Raw genomic sequence first — 19,180 nt, forward strand, 5'->3', positions numbered from 1 at the left:
GCGGACGGTGCCGACTCCTGAGAAGACTTCGCTGAGCGCCATCGTCGCGGCGGGCCAGGACCTCCTGGAGTCGGGCGGCCAGCAGGGACTGACGATGCAGGGCGTCGCCGAACGCGTCGGGGTGCGCGCTCCCTCCCTCTACAAGCATGTCCGCGATCGCGCGGCGCTGCAGGCCGCGGTGGCCGAGGCCACCGTCGACGACCTGATCGTCCGGTTGGAGACCACCGACGGCTCGCTCGAAGGGCTGGCGCACGGATACCGCGGGTTCGCCCGGGAGCGGCCCGAGGGCTTCCGGCTGATGCTCTCGGTGGTCACCCCGCCCGAGACGCTGGCCCGCGCCGCCGTCCCGATCCTGCACGCCTCCGCCGAACTCGCCGGCGAGGAGGACGCACTGGAGGCCGCACGCCTGGTCACCGCATGGGCCACCGGCTTCATCGGGATGGAACTGGGCGGCTCCTTCCGGCTCGGCGGGGACGTCGACCGCGCCTTCGCCTACGGCCTGGCCCGGCTGCGCCAGGCGCTGGTGAGCGGAGCGGAACTGCCGGCCGGATGACCGCCGCTCAGGCGCCCGGCGCAGACCTCTGGAGGTGGTCGCCGACGGCCGCCAGCAGGTCACCGGCGAGGACGTCGGAGCTGTCGGAGGCCCAGCAGACGTAGCCGTCGGGACGGATGAGCAGCGCGGCGGCGCCCAGGTCGTCGTCGGTCACGGCACGGACCAGGTCGACCCGGGGCGGGAGCCCGAGCCCGGCCGGGACGGCGCCGGCCAGGTCCAGCAGCACGGCGTGGCCCGAGCCGAACAGCGCCGACAGCCGGACCGGGCCGTTCTCGGTGACCAGGTCGGCGTCCGGTATGCGCTGCCCGGTGAGCGGATGGGCGCCCGGCAGCGGGTAGCCCAGCGACAGGCCGGACATCAGCCCGGCGATGTGGCGGTTGGCGTCGGGCAGGCGCAGCAGGTCGACGAAGATGTCCCGCAGCGCGACCACGTCCTCGCTCGGCCTGGGGTCCGCCAGGACGCGCTGCGCCGAGGTGTGGTGCAGGACCTGGGCGCCGACCGGGTGCCGTTCGAGGTGGTAGCTGTCCAGGAGGCCGTCCGGCGCCCGTTCCTGGACGGTTGCCGCCAGCTTCCAGCCCAGGTTGAACGCGTCCTGGATGCCGAGGTTGAGACCCTGGCCGCCCAGCGGCGGGTGGATGTGCGCGGCGTCGCCGGCGAACAGCACCCGGCCCGCGCGGTACTGCTCCAACTGCCGGGTGGCGTCGCTGAACCGCGAGGCGTTGTCGACCGAGCCCAGGACGGTCTCCGGGCCGTACAGGGTCTGCAGGGCGGCGGTGATCTCCTCGGGGGTGACCGGGCTGCCGCGGTCGATCTCGACCTGGTCGTCCACGCGGCCGAAGGTGACCCGGTAGCGGTCGCCGCCGAGCGGGACCGTCATCGCCCAGTAGCCGCCCGCCTGGCGCATCAACGTGCTCATGTGCCCCAGCTGCTGCGGGACCAGCGACGAGACGGCGGACAGGCGGAGGTCGGCCAGCACCGCCTGATGGGTCCCGGGCCTGCCGGGGAACGGCAGGCCGAGCAGGGCCCGCACCGTGCTGTGCCCGCCGTCGCACGCGACCAGGTACTGGGCCCGCACCCGGGTCCCGTCCGCCGTCACGACGACACCCTCGTCGTCCGCGCTGACCCCGGAGACGGCGGCGCCGCGCAGCACCCGGGCGCCGACGGCGGTCGCCCGCTCCTCCAGCACCTCCTCGATCTCCCACTGCCCGATCGCGATCGGGGTGGGGTGCCTGGTCCGCCAGGGGGTGCAGTCCAGCGGTACCGGCAGGGCCGCGAAGTGGCCGCCGACCCCGTCGCGCGGTGCCGCCCGCTCCAGCAGCGGTTCCAGCAGTCCGCGCGACTCCAGCAGCTCGGCGGTGCGGGGCTGGATCCCGCCGCCCTTCACCTGCTCGATGCGCTGCGGCAGCTGCTCCAGCACCAGGGTGCCCACCCCGGCCAGGGCCAGTTCGTAGGCCAGCATCAGTCCGGTCGGGCCGGCGCCCGCGACCACGACCTCGGTCTCGATTTCGGTCAGCATCCTCGCTCCGCCTCATCTCTCGCACTCGAAGCAAATGTACACCAGGTGCAGAAATCGTCCCGGGGCAGCTCTCTGCTACGGTGGACGCCGTGGACGGCAAGCCAGGACTGCGGGAGCGGAAGAAGCAGCGCACCCACGCGGCGATCTCCGACGCGGCGATCGCGCTGTTCCTCGAACGCGGCTTCAACCAGGTCTCGGTGGCCGAGGTGGCGGAGGCCGCCGAGGTGTCCAAACGCACCCTCTTCGCCTACTTCCCCACCAAGGAAGACCTGGTGGTGCACCGGCTCGCCGACCACGAGACCGAACTCGCCCGCGTCGTCAGGGCCCGCCGGCCGGGGACCACGCCGCTGACCGCGGTGCGCGAGCACTTCCTCGCGGGACTGCGCGAGCGGGACCCGATCACCGGGCTCAACGACCATCCCCAGGTGCTCAGGCTCACCCGGATGATCCTGGACGCGCCCACACTGGTGGCCCGGATGGACCGCTTCAAGGCCGCCGCCGAACGCGCCCTGGCCCAGGCCCTCCAGGAGACCGCTGACACCCCGGAGCTCACCGCCCGCCTGGCCGCCGTCCAGATCGTCGGAGTCCGCTGGACGCTGGCGCAGGACAACGCCGACCACCTGGCCCGCGGGGAGTCGGCCGACTCCCGCTCGGCGGGCGCGGTGGCCGACGCGGAACAGGGGTTCGCACTGCTGGAGAACGGACTGCGGGACCTGGGCTCGCGGCACTGACCGGCCCGCGAGCCCAGGCTGCTGACGGGGCGTCTAGAAGCCCGAGTCGCCGCTGCCGCGGGTGATGGTGTAGCCGCCGGGGTTGTTGAGGCCGCCGGAGGCGGTGTTGCTGACGGTGACGCCGGTGGCGGTCATGCTGCCGGTGACGTCGTTGATGTTGATGCCGTAGGTGCCGGCGCCGTTGATCACGTCATTGGTCAGCGCCAGGTTGCTGATCTGGTGCGCGTAGCTGAGCAGTACGCCCTCGTAGGTGCTCCTGCTGATGGTGTTCCCGCTGACCGTCACCGGCTGGGTGATGTCGGACTGGTTGGCGTAGATCCACAGACCGCCCAGCGAGGAGGACCAGTTGGAGTTGTAGGAGCCGGTCCGGGTCAGGGTGTTGTCCAGCACGTAGGTCGGGCCGGTGAAGCCCGAGCCGAAGGCCGTGCTGATGGTGACGCCGGAGCCGAAGGCCACGGTGTCCGCGACGGTGTTGTCCTCCACGGTGTTGTCGCCGCCGCCGTAGACGCCGATGCCGTTGGCCTGGATCGGGCTCTGGACCGTGTTGTAGGCCAGCACGTCGCCGGTGACGTTGCCGCCCTCGGTGTCCAGCGCCAGTTCGTCGTCGCCGGTGTTGCGGACCACGCTCTGGTCCACCCGGGAGTTGTCGGAGCCGCCGTTGAAGTGGACGCCGTCGGCGAAGACGTCGCGGACGCGTGCCCCCGAGACGTACAGGCCGTTGGCCGAGTCGGTCCAGATGCCGACCTTGGCGTGCTCGACCCAGACGTCGAAGATCAGCGACCCGGGGCCGAAGTTGCCCTCGATCCCGGCCGCGCCCGAGTCGTTGTTGCGGCTGGTCTGGTCGCCGTCCATGGTCAGGTCGGCGATCTGGTCGGTGCCGCCGGTGGCGAACAGGCCGCCGGAGCCGTTGACCGCGGTGGAACGGATGACGGTGTACCACTCGCCGGCGCCGCGCACCGACACGTTGTCCAGGCTGACCTGGCCGGAGATGTCGTAGGTCCCGCTGGGGAACCACAGGCCCTTGCCGGTACCGGACAGGGCGGCCAGCGCGCTGTTGACGGCGGAGGTGTCGTCGGCGCCGCTGTTGGGGGTGACCCCGTAGCCGGTGACCGAGACGTAGCCGGCCGGCATGGTGAGGGCCGGGTCGACCTGCTCGGTGTCCACCGCGTCGATGGTGTAGGAGGAGGCGGTGTCGGCCGCGTCCTTCTGCAGCTTCAGCACGGTGCCGGCCGGCCAGTTGCCGATCAGCGCGCGGGTCTCGTCGTAGAAGTGGTGCGCCGCGCCGCTGCTGGGCGAGCGGGTGTCGTAGTAGCCGCCGCCGTACAGCCAGGAGTACTGGGTGGTCAGGGTGAGGTCCTGGACCTTGCTGCCGTTGGCGTACAGCGCGATCGGGGCGGTGGCGGTGGAGCCGTCGCTGTTGGCCGGGATCGAGTAGCGCAGCACGATCGAGTCGGCCGGCTTGCTGAGGGTGATCTGCTCGTACTGGCCGGTGGAGGTGAGCTGCACGGCCTGGCGGCCGGTGGCCTCGGCCTGCAGGCTCGGGTAGGTGGTGCTGTACGGCAGCACGGTGCCGTTGGTGCTCACCCCGGAGGAGGTCGCGGTGTACTCGGTGTAGGGCACGGTGGCGCCGGTGGCGGCCAGCGGCAGGCCGCCGGTCACCGTGACGTCGTCCAGCGCGATGTTGCCGCTGTCGCCGCTGCCGGTCTGCAGGCCGACCAGGTTCAGGCCGGTGCGCAGCGCCACGTTCTGAGTGGACGTCAGCCAGCCGCTGCCGGCGGGCAGGCTCAACTGGCCGCTGCGGACGCCGTTCAGGTAGAGCGAGATGGTCTGCGCCGAGCCGCTGGAGTTGGCGTAGCGCAGGACCACCGGGTAGGTGCCGGCGGACGGGGTGTCCACGTCGACGACGGCCTGGGAGCCCTGGGCGGTGAAGCCGGTGAGGTATCCGCTGCCGCTGTAGCCGGCGGTGGCGGTGGCGACGGCGGGGCCGCCGGTGAAGAAGGCGGTCTCGGCCTCGTAGGCCTGGCCGGACGGCGGCGTGCTGGAGGTGGAGGTCGGCGTGGGCGTCGGGGTGGGTGTGGGCGTGGAGGTGGCGGACCCGACGGTGATGTTGTCCAGGTTCACATTGCCGCTGTCGGTGCTGTCGAACTTGTAGCCGACGGTGTTGCTTCCGGCCTTGAGGGTCAGGCTGTCCGCATGGGTGCCCCAGGTGTTCCAGTCGGCGGTGGCGGCCAGTTGGTCCTGCTGGACCTTGGTGCCGTTGACGTACACCGACAGGGTCATCACCGAGCCGGTGCCGTTGGCGTAGCGCAGGGTGACCGGTGTGCTGCCGGCGCCGGAGGCGTTGACGGTGAAGACGGTGTCGGCGGTGCCCTTGTCGGTGTCGGTGTAGCCCTCGACGAAGCCGGTGCCGGTGTAGCCGGTGTGGTCGGTGCCGACCACGGCGCCGCCGGACAGTGCGGCCGACTCGGCCTCGTACTGGCCCGCGGGCGGTGCGCCGGCCGGGGTCACCGCGATGTCGTCCAGGTTCACATTGCCGGAGTCGGTGCTGTCGAACTTGTAGGCGACGGTGTTGCTGCCCGCCGCCAGGCTGAGGCTGTCGGTGTGGGTGGCCCAGGCGTTCCAGTCGGCGGTGGCGGTCAGTTGGTCCTGCTGGACCTTGGTGCCGTTGAGGTACACCGACAGGGTCATGGTGGCGCTGGTGCCGTTGGCGTAGCGCAGTGCCACGCTCGCCGTCCCGGCCGATGCGGCGTTGACGGTGAAGACGGTGTCGGCACTGCCCTTGTCGGTGTCGGTGTAGCCCTCGACGAAGCCGGTGCCGGTGTAGCCGGTGTGGTCGGTGCCGACCACGGCGCCGCCGGACAGCGCCGCCGACTCGGCCTCGTAGGTGGTGGTCGCGGCCGAGGCCGTCGGCGCGGACCAGGCGACCAGGGCCATCAGCAGGGCGATGAGGGTGGACACCGCGGTGAGCAGTGCGGTGGTGTGCGGTCTGCCGTCACGTGGGGTGGGCATGACGCTCCTGGGGGTGGGAGGAGGCGTAACGAATTGACCGGCACGGTAGTGCTACGGATAATTCCAGGCAATATCCGGCGAGAAATAAGAAATTTCTCGATGTCACAGCAGCGGGATCGCTTTCGCGACTTTCGCACCCGCCTGGCCTGGGGAAATAATCCCCAGGAAGGGTCGCCCCTCGATACCCGACATGAAATTAACTGCTGTCAGCTGTCGAGTTCTTGCCCGTGGTTGACCGGTGCCGGGCCGGTGGAACTCCGGACCACCAGTTCGGGTTCGTGCAGCAGTTCCTTGGGGGTCGGCGCATTGCCGCCCATCTGGTTGACCAGCAGGGTGACGGCGGCCTTGGCCATGGCTTCGATGGGTTGGCGCAGGGTGGTCAGCGGCGGGTCGGTGTAGTTCATGAAGGCCGAGAGCAGCTCCGCGGCCGCGGCCTGGCCGCCCTCGAAGGAGAAGAGCGCGTGCGCCACCGGCTGCCGCGAGCCGGCCGGCGCCAGCGCCCGGAAGGCGGCGACCTTGCGCTCGGAGGGGGTGTGGTCCTCGGGGCCGACCAGCAGTCCGATCCGGCGGTGGCCGAGCGAGGTCAGGTGGGCGTGGGCCTGCTGGACGGCGGCGGTGTCGTCGGTGGAGACCTGCGGGAACCCCAGGTAGTCCACGGCGGCGTTGAGGAGGACCACCGGGACGCCGCGACCCAGCAGTTGCCGGTACTCGTCGGCGCTGAGGCCGCCGCAGAAGACCACGCCGGAGACCTGCTGGTCCAGCAGCATGGTCACGTACTCGGCCTCGGTCGGGGAAGATCGGGTTCTGCAGTTCCGGCAGCACCAGTCCGACCAACCGGGCGCGGACGCCGCGCAGTTGGGTGGGGCGTTCGTAGCCCAGCACGTCCAGGGCGGTCAGCACGGACTGGCGGGTGGTGTCGGATACGCCGGGCTTGCCGTTCAGGACACGGCTCACGGTCGCTTCGCTGACACCGACCCTCTTGGCGACTTCCGCGAGTCTACGAGTCATAGGACAGAACTATGTCATGAATCTGCGTTGGCTTGCGCAAGCAAAAGTCGGAAAGTCCCTGAGGTGTCGACTTCTTGCGTAAATAAGTTTGGCTATTGCGTGGCTGTTGGTGGCGTCGTAGCTTGTGCAGCACGCCGGAGCGATCAGCCCCTCACCTGGGGGGTTGCGGATCCGGGGGCCGAAGCCGCCGGCCCCGTGGCGTCTGAAGTGCAGCCCCGGACCCGCGACCCACCCGTCCGGCCTGCGCTGTCATGGCGGCCGTCGCATCTTACTCACCCTCAGGGATCTTCAGATGACTGGTAGCAGCATGGGCTCAAGAGCCCGCACGGCCGTCACCGTCGCGCTTGCGGCAGGTTTCGCACTCACCGTCAGCGCCTGTGGCAGCTCCAGCTCCGGAGCGGGCTCCGCCTCGCCCGCCGCCAACGGGCCGGTCACGATCACTGTGGGCTGCGAGCCCCCCACCACCCAGGCGCAGCCGCGCGCCGACTGGCTCGCCGACGTCGCCGCCTTCGAGAAGCTCAACCCGAACATCACCGTCAAGGGCGACGACGCCAACCCCTGCGACGACCCGGCCACCTTCAACGCCAAGCTCGCCGGCGGCAAGATGGACGACGTCTTCTACACCTACTTCACCGACGGCGCCAACGTCGTCGCATCCGGCCAGGCCGCCGACATCCAGTCCTACGCGAGCCAGATCCACGGGCTGTCCGACATCCAGCCGGCCCTGCTGAACATCTACCGGCAGGGCGGCACCGACTCCGGGCACCTCTACGGCATCCCCAAGGGCAACTACAGCCTCGGCCTGGTCTACAGCAAGACCCTCTTCCAGAAGGCCGGTCTGGACCCCAACAAGCCGCCGACCACCTGGGACCAGGTCGAGGCCGACGCGATCGCCATCAGCAAGCTGGGCGGCGGCGACGTCGGCTACGCCGACTACAGCGCGGCCAACACCGGCGGCTGGCACTTCACCGCCGAGCTCTACTCGCGCGGCGGCACCATGGTCACCCCGGACGGCAAGTCGGCGAACTTCGACGACGCCAACGGACTGGCCGTGCTGCAGTTCCTGCACAAGATGCGCTTCACCGACAACGTGATGGGCACCAAGCAGGGCCTGCAGTACAACGACCTGCTGCAGATGATGGCCTCCGGCAAGCTCGGCATGTACGTCGGCGACCCGGTCACCCTCACCACCATCCACGACCAGTACCACGTCTCCTACGACGACATGGCCGTCGGGCCGATGCCCGGGGAGCAGGCCACCCTGGTCGGCGGCGACGGCTACATGTTCAACAAGAAGGACACCCCGGCCCAGATCGAGGCGGGCATCAAGTTCGTCAACTACGAGTTCCTCACCTCCGGCCAGGGCATGAACTTCAACTACCCCCGCCGGGCCGCCCAGAAGGAGCCGGTCGGCCTGCCCGAGCCGGACCTGTGGACCGGGGCCACCGCTTCCAGCGACGCCACCGCCATGGCCAAGTACGCCAACCTCCCGGTCCAGAACTTCGCCTCCTACGTGGCCGCGCTGCCCACGATGAAGCTGCTGGTCGAGCCGCCGCAGGCACAGGCGATCTACGCCCAGGGCGACAAGGCGGTCTACGGCGCGCTGACCAACCCCAACGCCAACCTCCAGCAGCTGCTGGACACCTTCAAGGCCGCGACCAACAGCATCCTGGCCAACACCCCGTAGCAGCCGGACCGCCCCGGCCCCCGGAGCAGCACGATCCGCCTCCGGGGGCCGGCCGGCGGTCCCCCGATCCCCTCGCAACCCCTCGGACGAGAGACCCACCCAGATGGCGACGATCAACGTGACCCACGCCGTGGCCCGCGACCTGAAGGCGGCGGCCAGGCCCGCACGGCGGGCCTCGTTCGGCCGCAGGCTGCGGCGCAACGCCACCGGCTACCTGTTCCTGCTCGGAGCGGTGATCTGCTTCGCACTGTTCTCCTGGTACCCGATGATCCGTGAAGTGATCATGAGCTTCCAGGTCACCAACTTCGCCGGCGCCACCAGGTGGGTCGGACTGCGCAACTACCAGCACATCATGTCCGACCCGGACTTCTGGAGCGCCTGGCGCACCACCGGGCTGTTCACCCTCTTCGCGCTGGTCTTCGGCTACGCGGTCCCGTTCTTCACCGCGATCGTCCTGAACGAGCTGCGGCACGCCCGGTCCTACTTCCGGCTGCTGGTGTACCTGCCGGTGATGATGCCCCCGGTGGCCGCGGCCTTCCTCTGGCGCTGGTTCTACAGCCCGGACGACTCCGGGCTGTTCAACGGGGTGCTGCACCTCCTGCACCTGCCGACGGTGCAGTGGTTGCAGTCCTCGCACACCCTCGCGGTGCTCTGCCTGGTGCTCTTCTCCACCTGGATCAACATGGGCGGCACGGTGCTGGTCTACCTCGCCGCGCTCCAGGGCATCCCCGGCGAGATCTACGAGGCCGCCGAGATCGACGGGGCCGGGCTGTGGCGCCGGATCTGGCACGTGACGGTCCCGCAGACCCGGCTGATCCTCTCGCTGATGCTGATGCTGCAGATCGTGGGCACCATGCAGGTCTTCACCGAGCCCTATGTGATCACCGGCGCCTCCAACGACACCACCAGCGTGGTCTACCTGATCTACCAGTACGCCTTCAACTTCAACAACTACGGCAGCGCCTCGGCGCTCGGCTGCATGCTCCTGCTGGTCCTGGTCGGATTCGCGGGCGGCTACCTGTGGCTCAGCAGCCGTGCGGGCGAGGAGTGACCGCCATGGCAGCAGCGCACGAACCCCGGACCCGGACCCTGGTCTCGCAGGTCCAGCTGGACCGCCCGGTCGGCCGCACCGTGTACTGGACCGTCTTCTGGACGCTGATGGTGCTGTTCGCGGCGGTCTTCCTGTTCCCGCTCTACTGGATGGCCAGCGGCGGCCTGAAGTCCTCCCAGGAGATCATCCGGACCCCGCCGACCGTGGTCCCGCACCAGGTACACCTGTCGAACTACGTCGCCGCCTGGAACGACGCCGACCTCGGCCGGCTCATCCTGAACACCGTGATGTACGCACTGGGCGCGCTCGCCTTCCAGCTGGTGTTCGACGTGGCCGCGGCCTACGCCTTCTCCAAGCTGCGCCCGGTGTTCGGCAACGCCGTGCTGTTCGCGATGCTGGCCAGCCTGATGATCCCCACCACGGTCATCGCCCTGCCGACCTATCTGACCGCCAACAGCCTGCCGTTCGTGCACTGGAGCCTGCTCAACACGCCGTGGGCGATCTGGCTGCCCTCGGTGGCCAGTGCGTTCAACATCTTCCTGCTGAAGCGGTTCTTCGACTCCATCCCCACCGAACTGCTGGCCGCCGCTGCCGTCGACGGCGCCGGACCGCTGCGCACGCTGTGGTCCATCGTGCTGCCGATCTCACGTCCGATCCTGGGCGTGGTGTCCATCTTCGCGGTGGTGGGTGTCTGGAAGGACTTCCTGTGGCCGCTGCTGGTGCTCACCGACACCTCGGTGCAGAGCGTCAACGTCGGCCTCAACCAGCTGAGCGTGGGCATCCCGCAGAACGTGCTCATCGCCGCGCTGGCCATCGCCTGCGTGCCGACGATCGTGTTCTTCCTGATCTTCCAGCGGAACATCATGGCCGGCCTCACCGCCGGCAGCATGAAGGGCTGAGCGTCTCCCCGACCCTGCCCCGACCGGCACCCCCTGCCTTGAGGAGACACCGCCGTGCAACACATCGACCACAACCCGGACCAGGCACACGTGCCCGCCGACTGGTGGCGCGGCGCCGCGATCTACCAGGTCTACGTCCGCAGCTTCGCGGACGACAACGGTGACGGCGTCGGCGATCTGGCCGGAGTGCGCTCCCGGCTGCCCTATCTGGCGGAACTCGGGGTCGACGCCCTGTGGTTCAACCCCTGGTACCCCTCGCCGATGGCGGACGGCGGCTACGACGTGACGGACTACCGGGACATCGATCCGGTGTTCGGGACGCTGGCCGAGGCCGAGAAGCTGATCGCCGAGGCGTCCGACCTGGGGATCAGGACGATCGTCGACATCGTGCCGAACCACGTCTCGGACACCCACCGGTGGTTCGCACAGGCGCTGGCGGCGGACCCGGGGTCGCCCGAGCGGGCAAGGTTCTGGTTCCGTGAGGGGCGTGGCGCGGACGGGGAACTGCCGCCGAACGACTGGCCCTCGCAGTTCGGCGGATCGGCCTGGACGCGGGTCGCCGACGGGCAGTGGTACCTGCACCGTTTCGCCTCGCAGCAGCCGGATCTGAACTGGGGCCATCCGCAGGTGCGTGCGGAGCACGAGGACGTACTGCGGTTCTGGTTCGACCGAGGTGCGGCGGGAGTGCGCATCGACTCCGCGGCGGAGGTGGCCAAGGACCCGTCGCTGCCGGACCTGGCCGCGTCGCCGGTGCCGCATCCCTATGTGGACCGGGACGAACTGCACGACATCTACCGGTCCTGGCGCAGGGTGGCCGACTCGTACGCCCAGCCGCGGGCGCTGATCGGGGAGGTGTGGCTGCCGGATCCCGAGCGGTTCGCGCGCTACCTGCGCCCCGACGAGCTGCACACCGCCTTCAACTTCGGCTTCCTGGCCTGTCCGTGGGATGCACAGCAGTTGCGGGAGCAGATCACCACGACACTGGCGGTGCACGCGCCGGTGGGGGCGCCGGCCACCTGGGTGCTGGCCAACCACGACATCACCCGGACGGTGACGCGCTACGGCCGGGCGGACACCGGCTTCGACTTCGCGACCAAGGGGTACGGGATCGCGACGGACCTGGCCACAGGCACCCGGCGGGCCCGGGCGGCGGCGATGCTGACGCTGGCGCTGCCGGGGTCCGTGTACCTGTACCAGGGCGAGGAGCTGGGTCTGCCGGAGGTGGAGGACATCCCGGCGGACCGCATCGAGGACCCGATGCACCACCGCACCGCGGGCGCCGACCCCGGCCGCGACGGCTGCCGGGTCCCGCTGCCCTGGGACGGGAGCGCTCCCTCGGCCGGATTCGGCCCGGACGGCGGAGCCGAGCCCTGGCTGCCGCAACCCGCCGGCTGGAGCGACTTCTCGGTGGCCGCGCAGAACCAGGACCCCGACTCGATGCTGACGCTGTACCGCACCGCGTTGCGGCTGCGCCGGGCCGAGCCCGGCCTCGGCGACGGACCGATGGACTGGACCGGCTCGCACCCGCAGGTGCTGGCCTTCCGCCGGGGCCCGGACTTCACCTGCGCCGTCAACCTCGCCCCCACCCCGCAACTCCTGCCCGACCACACCTCGGTGCTGCTCAGCAGCGCCCCCCTCGACGGCGGCCTGCTGCCGCCCGACACCACGGTCTGGCTGCGGACGGCCTGACCCGCGGTCCCGGCGGCCTGCCCACCGCGGATCCCTGCGCCGTACCGCAGCCGTACAACCGGTCGCGCCGCCTCGAGGGGTGGTGGCGCGGCCCGGAGCCTCCGGCCGAAGCGTCCCGGCCGACGTGCCTGTCGCCGGTCCACTCCCCACCGTCGCCGGAGGCTCCACCTCCCCTGCCCGGGTACCACCCGATTCCCAAGGAGTCGTCCCGTGTCCATCCCCGTAGCCCCGAGCCGCAGACCGCTGCGCGGCACCCCCCGGAGCAGCCGCCGCCTGCGCGCCGCCATCACGGCCGCGCTGCTCGCGGGCCCTGCCCTCGCCCTGACCCTTCCGTCGACCGGCGCCGCCGCCGCGACCGGGGTGCCCGCCGCGCCGGGCGCGGCTGTGCCGTTCACCGAGTACAACGCGGCCACCAGCCCGTTCGCGCACACCAACGGGACCGTGCTCGGCCCCGACTACCGGTACGGCAGCCTCGCCGCCGAGGCGACCGGTCGCCAGGCCGTCCAACTCGTGGGTCAGGGACAGTATGTGAGCTTCCGTCTGACCAGGGCCGCGAACGCGGTGGACTTCCACTACGCGATCCCGGACTCGCTGCACGGCGGCGGCATCACTGCCCCGCTGAGCCTCTACGTCGACGGCAGGGCCACCACCGCGCTGTCGCTGACCTCACAGTTCAGCTGGCTCTACGGCACCTATCCGTTCCGCAACACCCCGGGCACCGGAGTGCCGGACGGCCAGGTGCCGCACGACTTCTACAACGACGTCAGATACCGGTTCGCCACCACCCTGCCAGCCGGCACCGTGGTCAGACTGCAGGTGGACCCCGGCGACAACGCGCCCTGGTACGCCATCAACACCGCCGACTTCGAGCAGGTCGCCGCCCCGACGGCCAAGCCGGACGGGTACGCGGACGTCACCCAGGCCCCGTACAACGTGGACAACACCGGCGCCACCGACGTGACCGGGGCCCTGCAGCATGCCATCGACACCGCCTCGGCCGCCGGACAGGGCCTCTACCTGCCCCCTGGCACCTACACCGTCAGCAGCCCGCTGAACGTAAACGCCATCGCCATCGCCGGCGCAGGCGAGTGGTACACCCTGCTCACCGGCAGGAACGTCGAGTTCAACGGGCAGCAGAACCCGCCCAGCAGCCATGTGGACATCTCCGGGCTGGCGATGTTCGGCAACGTCGACGTGCGGGACGACAGCAACAGCGAGGACACCGGCTTCAACGGCGGGTTCAGCGACTCCACCATCTCCGACGTGTGGATCCAGAACGAGAAGGTGGGAGCCTGGATCGTCGGCCCCAGCAGCAAGCTGACGATGCGCAACCTGCGGATCCAGGACACCACCGCCGACGGCATCAACCTCAACGCCGCCGACGGCCCGGTCACCGGAGCACTGCTGCGCGACAACTTCCTGCGCAACACCCAGGACGACGGCCTGGCACTGTGGTCCGAGAACTACGGCGACACCGACGACACCCTCACCCACAACACCGTGGACTCGCCCGGACTGGCCAACAACATCGGCGTCTACGGCTCCGGGGCCGGTGACGTCATCAGCGACAACCTGCTGCAGGACACCGTCACCCGCGGCGGCGGCATCGGTATCGGCCAGCGCTTCGACTCGGTGCGCATGTCGGGCCCGCTGGACATCACCGGCAACGTCCTGGCGCGCACCGGCCAGTGGGACCCCGGATGGGACTACGGCGTCGGGGCCATCTGGTTCGACCCGCAGCAGGGCGACATGGACTCGGCGGTGAACATCACCGGCAACGCCCTCCTGGACAGCCCCTACTCGGCGTTCATGTTCCAGAACTCGAACGCCTACACGGGTTCGGCGGTCACCACCCCGCCGACCGCCGGACACAGCGTCAGGAACGTCAGCATCAACGACAACCTGGTCGCCGGCGTCGGCAGCTACGTGTTCCAGGACCAGGCCCCCGGCTCCGTCTCGGTGTCCGGGACGGTGGCCACCGGTGTCGGCAAGTCCGGGATCTTCAGCTGCGGCGCGGGCTTCGCCATCAATCGCGGCCCCGGCGACTTCGGCTGGTCCAGCTCCACCTGCGGCATGCCGGGGACCAGCCCGCTGTGGACCTACCCCTCCACCACCACCTTCGAGAACGCGACCGTCGGCACCGCGACCCCGGTGCAGCGGATCGCCGTCATGAACACCGGCACCGCCTCCGCCACCCTGGGCACGATCACGGCCAGCGCCGGCTTCACGGTCACCCCCGACCCGACCTACCCCTGCGCCACCTCGCTGCACCCGACCTCGCCCACCGACAGCGCCAACTGGTGCATGGTGGACGTCTCCTACACCGCGGGCGCGGCCGGCATCACCCAGGGCACGCTGACTGTCCCCAGCAGCGAGGGACGCCCCGCCACGGTGCAGCTCGTCGGCGACACCGACCCGATCGGCGGCACCGGCGGCGTGGCACCGCCCAGCAATCTGGCGTTGGACGCCACCATGACGGCGAGCAGCTCGCTGGAGTACTTCCCGGCGACCAACGCCAACGACGACAACGACGGCTCCTACTGGGAGAGCGAGGACGGTCAGCCCTTCCCGCAGACCCTCACCGCGGACCTCGGCTCGGTGCAGCCGGAGAGCAGTGTGGTGCTCACGCTGCCCTCCAACTGGGGCAGCCGGGTGCAGACACTGTCCGTCCTCGGCTCCACTGACGGGACGGACTTCACCACCTTGGTCCCCTCCGCTGACTACACCTTCGACCCGGCCACCCAGAACAAGGTGACCATCACCCTGCCGCCGGGCACCAACGACCGGTACCTGCAGCTCTCGGTCACCGGCAACACCGGCTGGACGGCGGCGCAGCTGTCCGAGTTCGAGATCTTCGGATAGCCGCGCAGGCCGCAGGACCGGCGTCCGGGATGCGCGATCCCTGACCTCACGCACCCCGGACGCCTCTTCTTCACTCAACGGGCAAGGAGATTCCCCGCCATGGCTATTCGTGTACAGACCGCCGAGTGGTGGCGTGACGCCGTCATCTACCAGGTCTATGTACGCTCCTTCGCCGACGCCGACGGAGACGGGATCGGCGACCTGGCCGGGGTCCGTGCGAAGCTGCCCTACCTCGCCGAACTGGGCGTCGACGCGCTCTGGTTCAATCCCTGGTACCTGTCGCCGATGGCCGACGCCGGCTACGACGTGGCCGACTACCGGCGCATCGACCCGGTCTTCGGGGACCTGGAACAGGCCGAGGCGCTGATCGCCGAGGCACACCGGCTCGGCCTGCGGGTGGTCGTGGACGTGGTCCCCAACCACCTCTCCGACCAGCACGCCTGGTTCCAGGAGGCACTGGCCGCCGAGCCGGGCTCCGAGGTGCGCGATCTGTTCTGGTTCCGCCCCGGACGCGGCGAGAACGGCGAACTGCCGCCCAACAACTGGGACTCGGTCTTCGGCGGCCGGGCCTGGACCCGGGTGCCGGACCCGGACGGCAGCCCGGGGGAGTGGTACCTGCACCTGTTCGCCTCCGAGCAGCCCGACCTGAACTGGAACAACCCCAAGGTCGCCGAGGAGCACGAGTCCATCCTGCGGTTCTGGTTCGACCGCGGCGTGGACGGGGTCAGGATCGACTCGGCCACCATGCCGGCCAAGGACCCGGACCTGGCCGACTTCGACCCGGAGCACCCGCCGGTGCCGCATCCGTACGTGGACCGCGACGAGGTGCACGGCATCTACCGTGGCTGGCGCGCCGTCGCCGACAGCTACGCCGAACCGCGGGCGCTGATCGGCGAGGTCTGGCTGGACCGGCCCGACCGGCTGGCCGCCTACCTGCGCCCCGACGAGATGCACACCGCCTTCAACTTCGACTACCTGAACTGCCCGTGGGACGCGGAGCGGCTGCGGGAGGTCATCGACTCCACCCTGCAGGGCCACGCCCCGGTCGGCGCGGCGGCCACCTGGGTGCTGTCCAACCACGACGTGACCCGGCACGTCACCCGCTACGGGCGCGCGGACACCTCGATGGGTCGCAGCCCGGCCCAGCACGGCGCGCCGGTCGACCTGGCCCTGGGCACCCGCCGCGCCCGGGCGGCGTTCCTGCTCAGCCTGGCCCTTCCCGGCTCCACCTACATCTACCAGGGCGAGGAGCTCGGACTGCCGGAGGTCCAGGACCTGCCCGACGAGTCCCGGCAGGACCCCTACTTCTTCCGCACCCAGGGCGCGGACATCGGCCGCGACGGCTGCCGGGTGCCGCTCCCCTGGAGCGGGCAGGCGCCCCCGTTCGGCTTCAGCCCGCAGGGCGCCCCGGCGCCGCCCTGGCTTCCGCAGCCGGCCGACTGGGCCGGGCGCACCGTGTCAGCCCAGAGCGGCACGGCCGGCTCCACGCTGGAGCTCTACCGCGAGGCGCTGCGCCTGCGCCGGCACCGCCCGGAACTGCACGGCGACCGGTTCCGCTGGCTGGCCGAACCGGACCGGCGGACCCTGTACTTCGCCCGCGGCGGGTCCTTCCGCTGCCTGGTCAACCTCTCCGACACCCCGGTGCCGCTGCCCGAGGGAGCGGAACCGCTGCTGGCCAGCGTGCCCATGGCGGCGACTGCCGTGGTGCCGGCCAACACCACGGTGTGGCTGAGCTGCGCCGAACCGGGCTGACCGAACGGGCGCGGGGCGCGGGGACCGGAAGGTCCCCGCACCCCGCGCCCGTCGTCACACCCCCACCTGGCGGGTCAACTCCTCGGCCTCGCGCACCGGGTCGGTGCGCGGGCCGGTCGAGCCGCGCACCACCAGTTCGGGTTCGTGCAGCAGTTCCTTGGGGGTGGGTGCGCCGCCCTGGATCTGGTTGACCAGCAGGGTGACGGCGGCCTTGGCCATGGCTTCGATGGGTTGGCGCAGGGTGGTCAGCGGCGGGTCGGTGTAGTTCATGAAGGCCGAGCCGATGCGGTGGTCCTCGCGGCCGCCGGCACGGGCGGTCAGCGAGCGGAAGGCGGCGATCTTGCGCAACGAGGGGGTGTGGTCCTCGGGGCCGACCAGCAGTCCGATCCGGCGGTGGCCGAGCGAGGTCAGATGGGCGAAGGCCTGTTCCACGGCGGAGGTGTCGTCGGTGGACACCTGGGGGAAGCCCAGCCGGGCGGGGGCCGGACCGTACGCGGGCTCGCGCTGCTGCACCCCGGAGTAGTCGACGGCGGCGTTGAGGAGCACCACCGGGACGCCGCGGCCCAGCAGTTGCCGGTACTCGTCGGCGCTGAGGCCGCCGCAGAAGACCACGCCGGAGACCTGCTGGTCCAGCAGCATGGTCACGTACTCGGCCTCGGTCAGCACCAGGCCGACCAACCGGGCGCGCACGCCGCGCAGTTGGGTGGGGCGTTCGTAGCCGAGCACGTCCAGGGCGGTCAGCACGGACTGGCGGGTGGTGTCGGAAACGCCGGGCTTGCCGTTCAGGACACGGCTCACGGTCGCTTCGCTGACGCCGACCCTCTTGGCGACTTCCGCGAGTCTACGAGTCATGCAACGACTATGGCATGCACTCCCACCTATTTGCATAGGCCCATTGGTGCATTGCAAGAAGATATCCAGTCCATGCGCTGCGATGTCGACTATTTGCGCAAGCGGCTGAGCTCGGACTTCCGGACAGGGACATCGTGCCTGCCCCGAGGGGTCGTCGTCCAGCAGGCAGCGCCGGGTCTACCGGGAGCGCACCCGGCGCCAGGCGCGGCCGGTGAGCGGGCCGGCCCGGCGGGCCACGGTGCCGGCGAAGCGGACCGCCTCGGCCGCCGCCGGGGCCGGGTCGTCCCGGCACAGCCAGGCGCGCTCGGTGCCCCGGCGCGGCAGCAGGTCCCCCGGGAGATTGCGCAGCTGCCAGCCGCGGACCGCCGCGGACAGCAGGTCGAGCTGCCCGAGACCGAAACTGCGGGGCGGTGCCTGCGCACCGCGCGGCAGCGGCCGGCCGGTCAGGTCCAGGTGCAGGGCGCGCACCACGTCCAGACCGTCCACCGTCTCCAGCAGCCGGAACTGGGCGCCGGTGCGCGGGTTGAAGTCGACCAGCTTGTACTGCCCGTCCCTGCGGTCCAGCCGCCAGTCCAGGTCGGCCACACCGCGGTAGCCGATGCGGCGGCAGAACTCGGTGGCCAGCTCGGCCAGGAACGGGTTGTCCAGCGCGCGGGCCCGGGTGGTCACCCCGGCGTCCGGCGGCCAGGAGCGGATCTTGAACCCGGTGAGGACCAGCGGACGGCCGCCGTCGGCCGGGCAGTAGAGATGGGTGAACCAGTCCTCGGCCTGCTCCTTGGGGATGCACTCCTGGACCAGGACGGACGGCATGCGGCCCGGCGGGCAGGCGGCCAGCAGCTCGCGCTCGTCGCGCACCACCGTGGTGTGCCCGACCGCCGGGGTCCGCAGCCGGGTCCACGCCTCCAGGTTCTTCAGCACCAGCGGGTAGCCCCAGTCGCGGCCCGCCGCCACCAGCCCGTCGTGGTCGGCCGGGGCCCGCGAGCGCGGGGTCGGCGTGCCGTGCTCCAGGCAGAGCCGGTGCAGCCCGCCCTTGTCGGCCAGCCGCCGCGGCAGGCTGCCCGGGACCGGCGGCAGCAGGAACCACTCGGACAGCCGGTCGGCGTGCTCCGCCAGCAGCAGCGCGGCCTCGTCGTCGGTGGCCACCGGGACGCTGCGGCGGCCGATCGCCCGGCCAACCGCCAGCAGCAGGTCCACCAGCGCGGCCGGCTGCTCCAGGCCGGTGGTGGGGGTGACGAACCGTCCGGCCGCGTAGCGGGACACCGCCGCCGGGGTGAACCGGTCCTCGACCATCGCGTGCACCGGCACCCCGGTCCGGCCCAGCGTCCGCAGCACGCCGACGCCACCGGCGTGCTGCGGATAGCGGCCGATCTTGACCAGCAGCGCAGGGACCGTACGGTCCGGCTCGGGACCTTGCAGGGCGACCATGGCGACCTCGAAGCGGCCGGGCGGCGGCGTCCGGCCAGGTGCAGCCCATTGTCCGAGCCGGTACCGGCCGCCGCGAGCGGGGACGCCCTGCGGCGGGCCGCCCGCCGCGCGCCGTGGCCGCACCTGTTGTCCACTGGAAGATGATC

12 protein-coding genes and 1 pseudogene are annotated in these 19,180 nt (G+C 70.9%); 8 read left to right on the top strand and 5 right to left on the bottom strand.

The window, feature by feature from the left end:
• Positions 1 to 7 precede the first annotated feature (7 nt).
• Positions 8 to 553, top strand: coding sequence for a TetR/AcrR family transcriptional regulator (locus IF29_RS0130720; protein ID WP_030261684.1), 546 nt, complete (start codon positions 8 to 10; stop codon positions 551 to 553).
• 7 nt (positions 554 to 560) lie between these two features.
• Here IF29_RS0130720 and IF29_RS0130725 read toward each other — a convergent pair whose 3' ends face one another.
• A complete protein-coding gene (locus tag IF29_RS0130725; protein WP_030261686.1) occupies positions 561 to 2,069 on the bottom strand; it encodes an FAD-dependent monooxygenase in 1,509 nt (502 codons plus the stop codon).
• 89 nt (positions 2,070 to 2,158) lie between these two features.
• Here IF29_RS0130725 and IF29_RS0130730 point away from each other — a divergent pair, with 89 nt between their 5' ends.
• The gene (locus IF29_RS0130730; protein WP_030261688.1) at positions 2,159 to 2,800 is read left to right on the top strand and encodes a TetR/AcrR family transcriptional regulator; all 642 of its coding nucleotides are present in this window, start codon (positions 2,159 to 2,161) and stop codon (positions 2,798 to 2,800) included.
• A gap of 33 nt (positions 2,801 to 2,833) precedes the next feature.
• On the opposite strand, the gene IF29_RS0130735 is transcribed toward IF29_RS0130730, so the two are convergent.
• Together IF29_RS0130735 and IF29_RS42500 are read right to left on the bottom strand one after the other, a co-directional pair.
• A complete protein-coding gene (locus tag IF29_RS0130735) occupies positions 2,834 to 5,809 on the bottom strand; it encodes a CBM35 domain-containing protein (protein WP_084715243.1) in 2,976 nt (991 codons plus the stop codon).
• A gap of 206 nt (positions 5,810 to 6,015) precedes the next feature.
• Positions 6,016 to 6,817 (bottom strand): annotated as a pseudogene (locus tag IF29_RS42500) (LacI family DNA-binding transcriptional regulator).
• A gap of 292 nt (positions 6,818 to 7,109) precedes the next feature.
• Here IF29_RS42500 and IF29_RS0130745 point away from each other — a divergent pair.
• The 6 genes from IF29_RS0130745 to IF29_RS0130770 all read left to right on the top strand — a co-directional run bounded on the left by IF29_RS0130745 (position 7,110) and on the right by IF29_RS0130770 (position 16,757).
• Positions 7,110 to 8,504 (top strand): extracellular solute-binding protein, encoded by a 1,395-nt coding sequence (locus IF29_RS0130745; RefSeq protein WP_084715245.1) that lies wholly within the window; start codon positions 7,110 to 7,112, stop codon positions 8,502 to 8,504.
• A 103-nt stretch (positions 8,505 to 8,607) separates the two neighbouring features.
• Positions 8,608 to 9,555 (top strand): carbohydrate ABC transporter permease, encoded by a 948-nt coding sequence (locus IF29_RS0130750; RefSeq protein ID WP_030261693.1) that lies wholly within the window; start codon positions 8,608 to 8,610, stop codon positions 9,553 to 9,555.
• A gap of 5 nt (positions 9,556 to 9,560) precedes the next feature.
• On the top strand, positions 9,561 to 10,454 hold the full coding sequence (locus IF29_RS0130755; protein WP_030261694.1) for a carbohydrate ABC transporter permease: 894 nt from the start codon (positions 9,561 to 9,563) through the stop codon (positions 10,452 to 10,454).
• A gap of 54 nt (positions 10,455 to 10,508) precedes the next feature.
• Complete coding sequence (locus tag IF29_RS0130760; protein ID WP_232242672.1) at positions 10,509 to 12,143, top strand: glycoside hydrolase family 13 protein; 1,635 nt, start codon at positions 10,509 to 10,511, stop codon at positions 12,141 to 12,143.
• Between the two features lie 210 nt (positions 12,144 to 12,353).
• Positions 12,354 to 15,005 (top strand): discoidin domain-containing protein, encoded by a 2,652-nt coding sequence (locus tag IF29_RS42505; protein WP_037597215.1) that lies wholly within the window; start codon positions 12,354 to 12,356, stop codon positions 15,003 to 15,005.
• A 99-nt stretch (positions 15,006 to 15,104) separates the two neighbouring features.
• Positions 15,105 to 16,757 carry a glycoside hydrolase family 13 protein gene (locus tag IF29_RS0130770; protein ID WP_030261698.1) on the top strand — a complete coding sequence of 551 codons (1,653 nt, stop codon included), beginning with the start codon at positions 15,105 to 15,107 and terminating at the stop codon, positions 16,755 to 16,757.
• Positions 16,758 to 16,811: 54 nt separating this feature from the next.
• On the opposite strand, the gene IF29_RS0130775 is transcribed toward IF29_RS0130770, so the two are convergent.
• The gene (locus IF29_RS0130775) at positions 16,812 to 17,609 is read right to left on the bottom strand and encodes a LacI family DNA-binding transcriptional regulator (RefSeq protein ID WP_051726241.1); all 798 of its coding nucleotides are present in this window, start codon (positions 17,607 to 17,609) and stop codon (positions 16,812 to 16,814) included.
• Between the two features lie 177 nt (positions 17,610 to 17,786).
• Positions 17,787 to 19,157, bottom strand: a complete 1,371-nt coding sequence (locus tag IF29_RS0130780; protein WP_157624010.1) for a carboxylate--amine ligase — start codon at positions 19,155 to 19,157, stop codon at positions 17,787 to 17,789.
• Positions 19,158 to 19,180 lie beyond the last annotated feature (23 nt).

It is taken from the genome of Streptacidiphilus jeojiense, from assembly GCF_000719095.1.
GTDB classification, from domain to species: domain Bacteria; phylum Actinomycetota; class Actinomycetes; order Streptomycetales; family Streptomycetaceae; genus Streptacidiphilus; species Streptacidiphilus jeojiensis.